This window comes from Zobellia barbeyronii (assembly GCF_018603515.1).
In the GTDB taxonomy this organism is placed as follows: Bacteria; Bacteroidota; Bacteroidia; order Flavobacteriales; family Flavobacteriaceae; genus Zobellia; species Zobellia barbeyronii.
Genome location: NZ_JACATN010000008.1, coordinates 1 through 14,312 on the forward strand (window position 1 = coordinate 1; position 14,312 = coordinate 14,312).

Here is a 14,312-nt window from a genome sequence, read left to right on the forward strand (position 1 = left end):
AAATTTCAAAGGTAAAAAGAATAAATAATCAACCAATATAAAAATCAAAATTATGAAATTAATCAATTTAACAGTTAGCGAATTAACAATCGAGGAGAAAATGGAAATAGATGGGGGGAAATACAACATGGTTATGGGCATAATATTCTTTCCTGTTTATCAAATCGGTTATCTTTTGGGTAGTTGTTAGTCAAAAAATTAAAATAATTATAGATAAACTTTAAAACAAACATTATGGAAACCTATAACGAAAACAAACTAAGAACAATAGATCAGCAAGATGCACGAAATATCAACGGTGGCGATTTCGGAATCAGCATTTTAATTGTTGTGTGCGGATTTGCACTTATGGCAGGATATCGCGACGCCAGATAAAAGGCTATTGTCAAATTTAAAGAGAGATAATAAATTTCAAAGGTAAAAGAATAAATAATCAACCAATATAAAAATCAAAATTATGAAATTAATCAATTTAACAGTTAGCGAATTAACAATCGAGGAGAAAATGGAAATAGATGGGGGGAAATACAATCATGTTATGGGCATAATATTCTTTCCTGTTTATCAAATCGGTTATCTTTTGGGTAGTTGTTAGTCAAAAAATTAAAATAATTATAGATAAACTTTAAAACAAATATTATGGAAACCTATAACGAAAACAAACTAAGAACAATAGACCAGCAAGATGCACGAAATATCAACGGTGGCGATTTCGGAATCAGCATTTTAATTGCTTTGTGCGGATTTGCTCTCATGGCAGGATATACCGATGCTCGAAGTTAATTGAAATTTTATATTATGAGTAAAAAAAATAAAAGAAACTTCGTTATGATGATTATGGCCGTAATTATTTTCTTAGGTCTATATCTAGGATACGTTGATGCTAGATGAAGTATTTGATTACAATTGCTCTAAGTTTAATAACTTTTAGAAGATGAGCATTGTATATGATATACACTTTGAAGTAATTAAAAACAGGGAATGGCGATAGTTATCTATTCCCAGTTTTACTGTGGTAGTGTCCAATAAACTGTGTAAATATAAAATAGGCGGGTTTTAAAACCCGCCTATTTTATATTTACACAGTTTTCTTATGGAAGATTTAAAGAAACAATTTTTGAACAGTTGACCTCCTCCCATATTTAGGTACTGGTCATAACTAGAAAATCCGGGCTATTTTCATTCTTTTCGATATACTCGTTGGGGGACATGTTCCCCAACGAGCTGTGCGGTCTAAATCCATTATAATCTTCCCTCCAAATATCGAACTTTTTCTGTGCATCTTCCAAAGAAAAGAACCAATTGGCATTCAAGCATTCGTCCCTGAACGAACCATTGAAGCTTTCGATAAATGGGTTATCGGTAGGTTTTCCAGGTCTTGAGAAGTCAAGTCCTACATTGTTTATAGTTTCATAATAAATTCTATTAATTGAATCATTAGTAGCTTTATTTTTTTTGTGAATGCGAAAGTACTTCAGATCACCCCATTTTTATAAATACGGGGTGATTTCATTTGTTCGATACTGAATGAATGTCTTTAATTTACCATAATAAAAAATGAATGAAAGGAAGTACCCACTAATTAATCACTAAAAAACTATTCTTATGATTTTAATTAAAAAGAGCATTAATTTAAATAATCAACAAATCGAGTTGAATGCATATTTGGAAAAAGACTTTTCTGTAACTGTTGTTAATCAGAAACGGAAAATACTTTTTTTGAAAGAAATAGCAAAGTCTTACGTAGTAGATGAGCAAGAAAGAAAACTGATTGCTATTCCTGATGCAATGGCAAAATTAAAGCCCTTAAAAGATGAACTGGGTGAGGTCTGGCTTGATAAAATATGTAAAGATTCTTCATTATTTAGAGAACAATCATATTATATAGCCAATAATTGTATTAATTCTTCTTTGGAATTAACAGGCGAAGTAGCAATTTGTGTTGATGATCGATTAAGGAGCACAGTAAATTATACGCAAAATTTGTCCGAGAGTAATGAACGACTTTTTGAATTAGAGTTGGCTGAAAATGAAACACTTTCCTATTGTAAAACTATTCTTAGAATTAATGGTCAAAAAGTGATTTCTGAAATGGAGGTTACTTCAATGGAAGATGCAATTATGCCCCAGCAATTCAGAGATTTCTTAAATTATACAGTTAGCGCCAAAGCGGCCTAAGACCAAGCTTAATTAAAACAAATAAACTATGCGTATTACATATGTAAGTACCCTGGCATTTTTAGTGCTGGTTTTTATCGCTAGCTTTTTTATCAAAGTTAACGTGACCACCCAGAGCCGTTCTGTAGTACGAAGTTCCGGTGAAAATACCCAATTGGTTTCAGTAGTTAGTGGTAGAATTACTTTTATAGATCTTGAGAATAATCAAGTGGTAAAAAGAGGTGATACCTTACTATTGGTAGAAAGCGATAACCTTAATCTTCAAAATCGTTTAAAAGAAGAGCTACTCGAAAATTATTTGTCTCAGCTATCCGATTTACAAAAATTGGCTACGGGTCAGGTAACAAAATTTAGCCAATTAGAAACTGGGATTTACCAAAAACAGTTTATTAGCTTTCAAGAACAATTACGAGAACTACGATTAAAGGTGGGCCAAGCTGAAACGGTATATCTACGGTATAAAGAACTTTTTGAAACTGGGGTGATTGCGGCAGTTGAGTTCGATAATTATAATAGTAGTTGGGTTAATGCCAAAGCTTCACTAAACAGTTTTAGAAATCAACAAATTAGCTCTTGGCAAGCAGAGAACCGAAGTCTGGAAGACCTAATAACCAATACGACTTCTGAAAAACAGCAAATCCTTGAAGAAAAAGAAAAGTATGCCATCATTGCACCTATAAATGGTACGGTGATGAATTATAGCGGTTTACGAGAACAGAGTTTCTTGTCGGCAGGGCAACAAATAACAGAAATATCTCCTGATGATAATCTTGTAATAGAATCTTATGTCTTGCCAAAAGATATTGGTTTTATAAAAGAAGACCAAGATGTGAAGCTACAGATGGATGCCTACAACTATAACCAATGGGGTTTAGCTACAGGAAAGGTCATTCAGATTGACCGGAACATTACCATTAGCGATCAAATGTCCTATTTCAGGGTTTTAAGTAGTATAAATCAAAGCTATCTTGAGCTAAAGAACGGTTATAAAGGAGAAATCAAAAAAGGAATGACCCTTACCGCAAGGTTTAAGCTTACTGAAAGAACCATATTTCAATTATTGTACGATGGCGTAGACGATTGGATGAACCCGAAACGAAATTAATAACCCTCTAAGATCAAAAGAATGAGCATAAAAGTAAAACAGCACGATATTAGAGATTGTGGGGCGGCTTGTCTGGCATCTATATCTTCATACTATAATTTAAAAATACCTATTGCCCGCATACGGCAAATGGCACATACCGATAAGAGAGGAACAAATGTCTTGGGTCTTATTAAAGGGGCAGAAACCTTAGGTTTTGATGCAAAGGGGGTAAGAGGAGCCTTAGATGCTCTGCCTAATATACCATTACCAGCAATAGCCCATATTATCGTAAACGAAAATCTACATCATTTTGTAGTTATTTATAAAGTGACCGATAAATATGTAGAGGTAATGGATCCTGGCCGAGGTAAAATGGAGAAATATACCCTTGATGACTGGGAAAAAACATGGACAGGTGTTTTGGTACTTATGCAACCGAACAATAATTTTGAGGCTAGAGATGAGAAAGTGAGTATGTTGTCCCGTTTTTGGACATTGGTTAATCCTCATAAATCTATTCTTTTTGAGGCGTTGTTCGGAGCTGTTATTTATACTTTATTAGGGTTATCTACGTCTATTTACATTGAAAAAATTACGGATTATGTGTTGGTGGATGGTAATACCAATCTATTAAACCTTATGAGTATTATAATGATACTTTTATTGGTTTTCCAAATATTCATAGGGAGTGTACAGAAGATTTTTGTTCTTCGTACGGGTCAGAAAATAGATTCTCAGCTTATTCTGGGCTATTACAAGCATCTACTGAAGTTGCCGCAACGCTTTTTTGATACGATGAAGGTTGGTGAAATAACCTCAAGAATTGGCGATGCCGTTAAGATTAGGGCTTTTGTAAACGATGCTTCCATTACCCTATTTGTAAACATTTTTATTGTAATATTTTCTTTCGCATTAATGTATTCCTATTACTGGAAATTGGCGTTGATTATCACCATGATTATTCCACTTTATTTGGGAATATACTTTTTGATGGATCACCTCAACAAGAAGATTGAGCGTAAATTAATGGAAAATGCAGCCGATTTAGAGTCCCAGTTGGTAGAATCGCTTAATGCCGTAAAAACCATCAAGCAATTTGGAGTAGAAGATTTTGCAAACTTTAAGACGGAGACTAGGTTTACCAAGTTGTTGAAGTCTATATATTCATCTGGATTGAATTCTATTTTTAGTGGAAATTCTACTGAGTTTTTATCAAGGTTATTTACTATAGTCTTATTATGGTCTGGGTCTTATTTTGTTATAGAACAAGAAATTACGCCAGGAGAACTTCTCTCCTTTTATGCCTTGATAGGTTATTTTACGGGGCCTTTCACTTCTATTGTAGATATGAACAAGACCATACAGAATGCTATGATTGCTTCTGATCGTCTCTTTGAAATCATGGACCTAGAAAGGGAAGCGGTGGAGAATAAAATGGATATTACCGCAGAAGATATTGGGGATATAGCATTACGTAATATTGATTTTAGTTACGGTACACGTGTAGATGTATTTGAAGACTTTAGTATGACGTTTAAAAAAGGAAAGGTATCAGCAATTGTAGGTGAGAGTGGTTCAGGTAAAACAACCTTAATTTCTTTGCTTCAAAATCTATACCCTATTAAAGGAGGAAAGATTACCATGGGTGACTATGATATTGCTCAAATCACCCCTAAAAGTTTACGTGACTTAGTTGCAGTGGTTCCCCAAAAAGTTGACCTTTTCTCTGGTAACGTAATCGATAATATTGCACTAGGTGACTATGAGCCGGACATCAAAAAAGTAATTAGTATAAGCCAGAAATTGGGCATAACAGAATTCATTCAAACCTTACCTAATGGTTTTGAAACGCATTTAGGTGAAAACGGGGCAATGTTATCAGGTGGCCAGAGACAACGTATTGCAATTGCCAGAGCACTTTATAAGGAGCCCGAGGTTTTGGTATTAGATGAAGCAACAGCTTCTTTGGATACTATTTCAGAACAAATGGTACAAGGAACTCTGAGAGCACTAAAAAACCAAGGAAAAACATTAATCATTATTGCGCATAGGTTAAGCACAGTAGCTTTTGCCGATGAGATTTTTGTACTTGAGAAAGGAAAATTAATAGAGCAAGGCTCACATAATGAGTTGCTTAAAAATAAAGATGGGAAATATGCCGATCTATGGAACAAGCAAACTTTAGTAATTGAATAATATAAAATGAGTTAAATAACCTTAAAAACCCAGAATCATGAAAAATGAAACCGAATTTGACAACGCGTACTTATTGCCAGGAGAGGAAGGCAACCCAATATGGGACGATCTTCATGAATTTTTTCAAGACCACGATGATGAATTCTTAGAGCTGTAGTTTAAAACCTTCTAATTGTTAATTCTAAAAAATAGAATCATGAAAAAATTTGATTGTCCTAGTTCTCCTCCAATGCCAAATAGTAAATTGTTAGGGGTGTTCAACGAAGAAACCAACCGAATGGAAATTTTACCGGAACCTGTTCCAATAGACGAAGATATACGTAAGGAATTAGAGAGGTTTGGAGATAAAAAAATGAAGACCGTTAGGTTAACCAATACCTGTGCTACTAAAGCATGCGGTCAATGGAATGGTCATAAGTGCACATTAATTGGTGGTATCCTTGAAAAAATAGAGGAAAAGAAAAGAGAAAAAGGGCTGCAGGATTGCAGTATTAGGCCTACTTGCAGATGGTATGCACAAGAGAAGGAAGAAGCTTGTAAGGTATGTACTTTGGTGCAATACGATCAGGCTAGTTAATTGGGCTAACGCATAGATGAAAACAACTATGCGTTAACTTAAAACTTATCTATAACTCTTCCTTTTATAGTATTGGTAAAGAAAGTCATAGACAATTGCTTCTTGTTCACGTTGCTTGGTTATAAACAAACGATTACATAACATGTGAATGTGGCTTCCCACAATTTGATGATTTATCCCTTTATTCGTTTTAATATATTCAATAATGCGCGGAAGCACTTTTTCATTTTGTGCCGACCGTTCTTTGACCAACTCAACTAATGGGTAGAACCGGTGGTTTTTGTTAGAAAGCTCTAGTATTTCGCAAATATCTTTTTCATTTTCTTTATAAACGGCGTTGACTTTTTTGTTTACAAATTTGTCTTTCTTGAATTCACTACCAAAGCCATCTTTTAGGCTTTTCATAATAGCTAATTTTTGAGCGTCATTAAGTTGAAAATCATCAAGATAATTGTCTATTGATAAAAGAGAGAAAACCCAACGTATTTTTTCTCCTTCATCACCTTCTATCATATTCAAAAAGGCTAAAGTACAATCGCTGTCATTCTGAAATACAGTTTCCGTCTCTGACATTATTTCAAGACCGTAGCGCTCGAATTCTGGATGATAAGATTCTGTTTGAACTTTCCACACTGTCTTTGAATCTGTGAAAACCTTTATTTGTTTCTGTACTAGACTAAAAACTTTATGAATTTCTTTGTTTTTTGGAATTTTGAACCGAAGTCTTAAATGGTGGCCTTCTGTATCATTATAGCGTATAAAGAACCATTTTTCGCAAACCTTATCTTTTTTTAATTTTTCTACTAACGGAATTATAGCATCTTTTAAAACCTGCTCTGCCACAGATGGACCACAGTAGAATTTAAAGTAAAGCCAATCAGATTTTGGAGGAAATTCTTTTGCCGGGGTAAAGTCTGTAGCAGCAACGGGAGAGCTTGATATTTCATCTTTACTGCCAAATGCAATGAATTCATTTGCATAGCCTTTTGTAGCAGATGTATCGGCCATTAAATATTCTTGTAGAATTACCCTCCTTTTATTTTTAATTAAAGAGAGAAATACAGAACAACTTAGTTTTATTTTAAAATTAATAACAACCTCGTTGTCTCCTTCAACAAAAACAACTAGGTTGGGTAGTTTTTTATTTCTGACAAAATTTCTCACATCATCTTCTGAAGGTCGTTTGTTGGATAGTAGAGCATCTATATCTTCCTTGCTTATATTCCACTGTGCTTTTGATAGAATACAGTTTTTATACTCTAACCTTGGCAAAAAAGGAAATGACGCCGCCATTTCTCCCCAATCGAAAGCAAAACCGGAGCTGTACTGATTTTGTATATCGCAAAGGAAATTATATATGGGTAACGCCATAAAAGAATAATTATGGGCATTTCCTAATCTTGGAATCACCTCTTTCTTATGCTTTTTAGAGTATAGTATAACCTTGTCATGTTTTATTGTTATATACAAATCAGTTAAATAGATTTGGTTTTCTTCAGGTAATGAAGATTTTGCCAGATATGGAATTTCATACTCACGTTGAAACTTTCGATGAAGAATATTTCCTGTTCTGGCCTCAGGTAAGTGAATGATTTCTGCAATTAATTTATTGGGATGATTTCTTTGTTCAAGTTCACAAATTTCTTTTGAGATACTTAAAATGTCATCATGTAAATAACCAAAACGGCCAATTAGATTGTTAGCAGACGGACCTGAAACTGATTTTAGCTCAATTTTTTCTTGTTCAGCTTCTCTAAAAAGACTAAAAAGAACTGAAAAACTATCAGGATATATCTGACTATCCTCTTCAAAAGAATTAAGTTCTTTTGGTTTTATTTCAATTGAGGTGGAGTTAGTTTGGTAAGAGTCGAAAATTTTTTTTAGTAAAAAATCTTCGCGTTCACCATAGTTTATGACTTTGTTCTTTGCAGTATTTTTTGTTAAATGAATTGTGTTTAATAGGGGAGTTTTTGCTCCTGAAATATTCATGTAATTTATACCTGCATCTGGGTCTAATGTGCCAGAAAGAGGCATCATTTCGTGGCCGTAACGGCGTATATATTCGGATTTAAAGTTTTTTAATTTTGCATTTTCATGATGGCTACTTAGCTTATTTAGAGCATGTATGCCATTTTGAAGTGTTTTTAATGTATTGTTATTTAAAGTGTTGCCTGATAAAGGTTTGTAAGTATCAATTTGAAATAATCTGTTCAGCTCAAGAGTATCTACACTTACTAGTGTTTTTATTTTTTGGAATAACTCTAAGTAATTGGGGATAGTTGTTGATGACTTCTGAAGATTTTTTAACCCTTGCTTTAAAAATGTAAGATTACTTCTAACAGATTTACCTTTTGGAAAATTAAAACGAGGTTCTCCAAAAATTTCAATTAAAGAATCTAGATAGTCGTTACCGGTAAGAGTTACATCTAGCTCACTAACCAAAAATTGCGCATCTATGATACTTAAAACAAAATCTTCGGCTTCTTCAAATGAGATAGAGTCATCGGTTAATTGTTTGCACAATTCATTAACTGTTATTCCATTTTTGGCAGCTATTAATATTTTATCTAAATACTCGTTAAATGCTACTTCTGCTAATCTGTGAAACCTTTTATTGTTGGCATAATAGAATTCAACATATCTAAAATTATCTAATATTTGGTACAAGGAGTTGTTAGGGTAGTAGCGTAACTTATTCCTTATGTCTGCTTCAGAATTGATTTGGTCATTTATCAATCCCAAAAAAAGCATATCATATCTAATATTTTTCTCAAGAGTAGTTTTGTTTAATTCCAAATTGGTATTATCAGAAATGTCAACAAGGCCAACTGAGGCAAATAATCCAAAAGGGGTACATCTATTGCTGAATCTTGAGTAATATTTGTAAAGAGTTATCAATTGTTTCTCTGTAAGCTCGTCATTAAGTAAGCTTTGGAAATTTGGGGAAGCAATAAAAAGTGCTTCCTGTATTTTTGGGTCTACTAATTTCTTCCGAATTTTAACTTCAGTGATTTGATTTTCAGTAGATTCTAGTGGTGTTCTGAGTAAAACTTTTTTAAGAAAAGAAATATTTTGCATATGTGTGTTCGATATGAGGGCTGTTAAAGTAATTTATATGTGTTTAAAACGCAACAGAATTTTTAACACTTCTGTATTATTAGAAAGAGTTTGAAAGGGTAAAAGTGAAATTGGAATACAACATGAAGTCGATGAAGTATTAAGAAGTTTCAAATTTAACTACCTTTGCCAAAATTCATAGCAATTTATGATTCAGTCCATGACCGGTTTCGGCAAGTACGTTATACAGCTTCCGACAAAAAAGATTACCGTAGAGCTCAAATCCCTAAACAGTAAAAGTCTAGATTTAAACGCACGTATGCCTTCCGCATATCGTGAAAAAGAATTGGAACTTCGTAAGACTATCGCTAGTTCTTTAATGCGTGGTAAGGTTGATTTTGGTTTATATTTAGAATTGACCAGCGGTGAAACTTCTACAGAGGTAAACGAGTCAGCGGTGAAGAACTACATGAAGCAATTAAAGAATATTGCTGATGGCGATGATATTAAGTTGCTAGATATGGCTCTTAGAATGCCGGATTCTTTAAAAACGGCACGAGAAGACATTGATGAGACCGAGTATGAGTCTATAAAGCTTGCACTTACAGAGGCTTTGAAAGAGATTAATACGTTTCGTTCAGAAGAAGGTGAAGTACTTGAAAGAGACTTTATTGACCGCATTCAGAATTTACAGAGCTTGTTGGAGCAAGTGAAAACAATGGATCCCGACCGTCAGTCAGACGTTCGCGAACGATTGAACAAAGCCGTTAGCGACCTTAAGGCAGATGTTGATGCCAATCGTTTTGAACAAGAACTTATCTACTACCTAGAGAAGTATGATATTACTGAAGAAAAAGTTCGTTTGGCTAACCACCTCGGTTATTTTACTAGTACGTTAGAATCCGATGATTCCAATGGTAAAAAACTTGCTTTTATTGCCCAGGAAATTGGCCGTGAGATCAATACAATAGGATCTAAAGCCAATTATGCGCCAATGCAGCAATTGGTTGTACAGATGAAAGACGAACTTGAAAAAATAAAAGAGCAAATGCTTAATGTGCTCTAACGTATTCAACCAAACTAAACGAACTCATGAAAGGCGGCAAACTAATTATATTTTCGGCACCCTCTGGAAGTGGTAAGACAACTATAGTACGTCATCTCCTAAAGCAAGAGGAGCTAAACCTTGCATTCTCTGTGTCTGCTACTTCAAGACCTAGAAGAGCTAAAGAAAAACAGGGAGAGCATTATTATTTCATGTCTATTTCCGCGTTCAAAAATCACATTAAACAAGATGATTTTCTAGAATGGGAAGAGGTATACCGCGATAATTTTTACGGTACTTTAAAAACTGAAATAGAACGACTTTGGTCTGAAGGTAAAAACGTGATTTTTGATATTGATGTAGCGGGTGGTCTGCGTATTAAACGAAAGTTCCCGGATAAGACCTTGGCTGTTTTTGTAAAGCCTCCAAGTGTTGATGAGTTGAAAATACGACTTAAGAAACGTAGTACCGAAAGCGAAGATAAAATCAATATGCGTATTGCAAAAGCATCCGTAGAGTTAGCAACAGCGCCTCAATTTGATAAGGTGATAAAAAACTATGATCTTGATACTGCTTTGGATGAAGCCCATACTTTAGTAGCGGAATTCGTTGGTGCTAAAAGGAAAGAATAGTCCGCAGGGATAATCACATTTGTTTTAACGCATGAAAAAGGTAGGTCTCTATTTTGGTACGTTCAACCCTATACATATAGGGCATTTGGTCATCGCGAACCATATGGTAGAATTCTCCAATCTAGATGAGGTTTGGTTTGTAGTCACGCCTCAAAGTCCATTTAAAACTAAAAAGACCTTACTGGCCGACAATCATAGATATCAGATGGTGTATGAGGCTACTAAATACTATCCTAAACTTAAACCCAGCAAAATAGAATTTGGCTTACCGCAGCCAAACTATACGGTAAATACATTAATTCACTTGCGTGAAAAATATGGTAACGCACATGATTTTGCGCTAATCATGGGTGAGGATAATCTTAAGGGTTTCCATAAGTGGAAGAACTACGAGGTCATTTTAAGCGATTACAATCTTTATGTATACCCAAGAATTTCAGTAGGTGAAATTGAGCACCAGTTTAAGGGGCATGCTAAGATTCATAAGGTAGATGCTCCCATAATGGAAATCTCTTCCACCTTCATCCGTAAAAATCACAAGGAAGGTAAAAATATTAGACCGTTGCTTCCTGATTCGGTTTGGCAGTATATGGATGAAATGAATTTTTATAGATAGACTATCGTTCTAATAATCTTCTGCCATTCTCGTGGTATATCTTTTTCAAAGTCTCATCGCCTAAATCCAGTCCATTAAGAGGCCAATGGTATGAGAAATAATTCCAAGCATAGAAATGTTCGTCTGCACTTTCAAGGATTCTGAAAGTAGTTTGGTACATATCGGCTTCCATACCCATATCGGTTCCATATACCAACCGGTCTTTATATTTGTTAAAGAAAGCCTTGGTGCGTCTAGGGACCGGTGCAACCTCTGCGTAACGAGCAGATATATCAGCATATAAATTAGGGTGTTCATCCAGTAGTTTGCCTAAAATAGCTAGGTCGTGACTGGTATTCGCTAAGTGGCATGCTATAAAGGTGGTCTCCTTATTATTTCTGACTGCGTTTGATAAGGTGGTAAGCAATTCTTCATGGGTAAGAACACCTTCTTTTGATGTGTCTAATTTCCAAGTATAGGCATTCATAAGTCCATCGTTCTTTTCATCCATGGGCAAGTACATCCAATAAGGGTCAGCAAGGTGGACGCTTATAGGCATGCCTAATTCGCCACACTTTTCTAAAAGTGGTTGTAAACGAGGGTCGTCCAAATGAAGACCAGGCGCTATAGATGGTTTTGAGTAGAAAAGTCCTAAACCTTTATCTCCTAATTCACCTACACCTCTTGCGCCTTTGGCAAAACATCTTTCAAGTTCTTTTACTGCTTTTTTTGACCAACCTTTTTCATTGTATTCTGTGTAATCAAAACCACACCAAACCTCAATTTGGTCACCGTATTTGGAATACATATCATAAATACTATCAAATTGTTGGCCTGTTGAGTACGTGAGGATTATCGATTTCTCAATATTGTTCTCTTTCATAGTGGCAACCCATTCTTCCAATTCTTGTTCGGACTTGGCATCTGGGTGTGAGTGAAAGTCTATTACTGGATATTTAGCTCTTTTAACCAGGGTTTTTGGGGTGTTGTAAATGCTTTGAGGTCTATAATCTTTTAGAAGTAGGTTCTCTTGCGCAAATAAACAAGTGGTAAGCAATAGGAGGAGTAGAAGAGGTGGTAATTGTTTTCTCATGTCCGGAAGTTTTAAAAGATATATTTGTGCATATTTCACGTGCAGAAAGGGCATAAAAAGCTACGGTCTTTCAGAAGCGAAATTAACCAATTAGTTTAATTGGGGGAAGATTCAATGTTTAAGTAGGAGTTATTTGAGGCGCTAGATTTGGAGGCAAGCACTGTAGGGTATAAAAAATAAGGAACGAAAAGGCTATTTATCTAACTGTTGTATGTTTTGTGTGGCCCATTCAAAAGCTTCATCTAGCTCATGAAATACACCGATTGGTTTTTTTATAAACATTTTTTCTAGTGTTGCTATCATACGCCTATATTTATTTTCAGAAACAATGGCCATGCCCATAAGGTTAGGGAACATATCTACTATTTCCTTATAACCCATTGGGTCCATTGAGTAAGAATTTTTTCTATTTGAAATATATATAAAAGGTATGGTTGCCCCATATACGCGCTTGATAGACGTAATAGGTCCAATAGAATCCTCTTTGCTTACATCAGCACCGTCGGCAAATTCACCAACTAAGAAGTTAGGATAAAACCAAAATTTAGCAAATCCAAAATCTTCCTCTGTCAGTAATTTAGACGTTGTGGGTAACGGTGTTTCCATAGCATATCTTAGTGGTTAAGATACAATTTAAACTTATGAAAACCAGCAGATTGTTATAAAAGCAACAAAAAGAATTATTTATATATAGACTGATGAATAGCTATCCTTATCCTATTTGGTTGGGTCAAAAAGAGTTACGTTGTATTGAAATTGCTGAGGTTCTGAATTAACAAGAACATTATCTATGGAGATAGTATATGAGGTATCCTCGGTTAAGCTATTTGAATTTATTTCAGGTTGCCACACAATAGTGTTGTCTCCGTAGATAGCTGTAAGTTCCTCTATTTGTAAAGAAACGGAATTTCCATTCTCAGTTTTCATTGAAATTTTAGTTTCGGAGAAATCTGCGTTAGCGATGGAGAAAGACCATCTTGGGTAGGCTAGTCTTGCAGGTAGATATCCTGCTGGCGGCCATGCAACAAATTCCGGTGCATCTGCCGGTGCACTCCCAGGATTTCCTAGTACCCAAAGGGCATTATACTGACTGGTATTGCCTATACCAATTTCTTGAAGTCTAGGCCATAATAACCACCTTCTATGACCTACGGGATAGTTTTCACTACCCTGGTCACGCATATACGAATCTATAGAGGCCGAATTTTTTGTTGATGTTAATAATGAATTAGCTGCGGCTTCTTTTCCTTCATTTGTAAAGCATTTCCATGTGTCGGGAGGAAAATGGTTCAAGGTTCCATTTGCATGCATCATAAGTGCTGCCTGCTGTGATTTGGCGCTTTTTGTAGCTTCTTCTTCAATAGTATTGTTTAAGCCTACCGCTTTACGGAAATACTGCAATCGCATCAAAATTTTATTTCTAATGAGTTCGGGAACAGTACCAGGTTCACAGGTCTGTTCATTACCGGACCAAGCTACATCAGAGTTTGTGTTACTAGATGCTAAATAATAATCTTCATATAGCTGTTTGGCTGCATCTCTTGCACCAAGATCTAGATTGGTAGTTAGCTCTTCCTCTTCTTCCTGAAGGGATGAGCTACTCTCTTTACTGCATGATAAGAATAAGGCAAAACAGCACACTGCGGGTGCTACGTAGTTTATAAAGCGCATTAGATAAAGATTTGGGTATCTTTTACTAACGCCTAAATCTTTAGAAAGGTATTTTTTTTCGATGAAGTGCCAGTAGCACTAAAGCGACATGTTATTATGAAATACAGTAAATGCCAAATCTATATGTTGGAATTTGTGAGCTAGTCGTAAATATCACGAAGAAAAAAAATGTCATGCATAA

At 35.1% G+C, this 14,312-nt stretch carries 13 protein-coding genes and 1 pseudogene; 9 read left to right on the forward strand and 5 right to left on the reverse strand.

Going from position 1 to position 14,312, the window contains the following annotated elements; translation table 11 throughout:
- Positions 1-234: 234 nt before the first annotated feature.
- Together HW347_RS19530 and HW347_RS19535 are read left to right on the forward strand one after the other, a co-directional pair.
- Positions 235-375, forward strand: coding sequence for a hypothetical protein (locus tag HW347_RS19530; protein ID WP_214613414.1), 141 nt, complete (start codon positions 235-237; stop codon positions 373-375).
- A gap of 264 nt (positions 376-639) precedes the next feature.
- The gene (locus HW347_RS19535; protein ID WP_214613415.1) at positions 640-783 is read left to right on the forward strand and encodes a hypothetical protein; all 144 of its coding nucleotides are present in this window, start codon (positions 640-642) and stop codon (positions 781-783) included.
- Between the two features lie 359 nt (positions 784-1,142).
- On the opposite strand, the pseudogene HW347_RS19540 reads toward HW347_RS19535, so the two are convergent.
- Positions 1,143-1,403 (reverse strand): annotated as a pseudogene (locus HW347_RS19540) (integrase core domain-containing protein); the annotation flags it as partial.
- A gap of 202 nt (positions 1,404-1,605) precedes the next feature.
- Here HW347_RS19540 and HW347_RS19545 point away from each other — a divergent pair.
- From HW347_RS19545 to HW347_RS19560, 4 genes are all read left to right on the forward strand, one after another.
- Positions 1,606-2,178: a hypothetical protein gene (locus HW347_RS19545; protein ID WP_214613416.1), complete on the forward strand. Its 573-nt coding sequence runs from the start codon at positions 1,606-1,608 to the stop codon at positions 2,176-2,178.
- 28 nt (positions 2,179-2,206) lie between these two features.
- Positions 2,207-3,283 (forward strand): HlyD family secretion protein, encoded by a 1,077-nt coding sequence (locus tag HW347_RS19550; RefSeq protein ID WP_214613417.1) that lies wholly within the window; start codon positions 2,207-2,209, stop codon positions 3,281-3,283.
- A gap of 21 nt (positions 3,284-3,304) precedes the next feature.
- Entirely contained in the window at positions 3,305-5,461 is a 2,157-nt protein-coding gene (locus HW347_RS19555) for a peptidase domain-containing ABC transporter (protein WP_214613418.1), read from the forward strand.
- A gap of 196 nt (positions 5,462-5,657) precedes the next feature.
- Positions 5,658-6,038 carry a hypothetical protein gene (locus HW347_RS19560; RefSeq protein WP_214613419.1) on the forward strand — a complete coding sequence of 127 codons (381 nt, stop codon included), beginning with the start codon at positions 5,658-5,660 and terminating at the stop codon, positions 6,036-6,038.
- A gap of 45 nt (positions 6,039-6,083) precedes the next feature.
- On the opposite strand, the gene HW347_RS19565 is transcribed toward HW347_RS19560, so the two are convergent.
- On the reverse strand, positions 6,084-9,116 hold the full coding sequence (locus HW347_RS19565; protein WP_214613420.1) for a lantibiotic dehydratase: 3,033 nt from the start codon (positions 9,114-9,116) through the stop codon (positions 6,084-6,086).
- Between the two features lie 187 nt (positions 9,117-9,303).
- Between HW347_RS19565 and HW347_RS19570 the strand changes: the two genes are divergently transcribed.
- The 3 genes from HW347_RS19570 to nadD are packed head-to-tail and all read left to right on the forward strand — an operon-like array spanning position 9,304 to position 11,388.
- Positions 9,304-10,161: a YicC/YloC family endoribonuclease gene (locus HW347_RS19570; RefSeq protein WP_214613421.1), complete on the forward strand. Its 858-nt coding sequence runs from the start codon at positions 9,304-9,306 to the stop codon at positions 10,159-10,161.
- Between the two features lie 26 nt (positions 10,162-10,187).
- On the forward strand, positions 10,188-10,772 hold the full coding sequence (gmk, locus tag HW347_RS19575; RefSeq protein ID WP_155595144.1) for a guanylate kinase: 585 nt from the start codon (positions 10,188-10,190) through the stop codon (positions 10,770-10,772).
- A 31-nt stretch (positions 10,773-10,803) separates the two neighbouring features.
- Positions 10,804-11,388, forward strand: coding sequence for a nicotinate (nicotinamide) nucleotide adenylyltransferase (gene nadD / locus HW347_RS19580; RefSeq protein ID WP_214613422.1), 585 nt, complete (start codon positions 10,804-10,806; stop codon positions 11,386-11,388).
- A gap of 1 nt (position 11,389) precedes the next feature.
- Here the strand turns inward: nadD and HW347_RS19585 are convergent, their stop codons facing one another.
- The 3 genes from HW347_RS19585 to HW347_RS19595 form a co-directional block, all read right to left on the reverse strand.
- Positions 11,390-12,460, reverse strand: coding sequence for an amidohydrolase family protein (locus HW347_RS19585; RefSeq protein WP_214613423.1), 1,071 nt, complete (start codon positions 12,458-12,460; stop codon positions 11,390-11,392).
- Between the two features lie 192 nt (positions 12,461-12,652).
- Positions 12,653-13,066 carry a hypothetical protein gene (locus HW347_RS19590; RefSeq protein WP_214613424.1) on the reverse strand — a complete coding sequence of 138 codons (414 nt, stop codon included), beginning with the start codon at positions 13,064-13,066 and terminating at the stop codon, positions 12,653-12,655.
- A gap of 111 nt (positions 13,067-13,177) precedes the next feature.
- A complete protein-coding gene (locus HW347_RS19595; RefSeq protein WP_214613425.1) occupies positions 13,178-14,131 on the reverse strand; it encodes a CAP domain-containing protein in 954 nt (317 codons plus the stop codon).
- Positions 14,132-14,312: the final 181 nt, after the last annotated feature.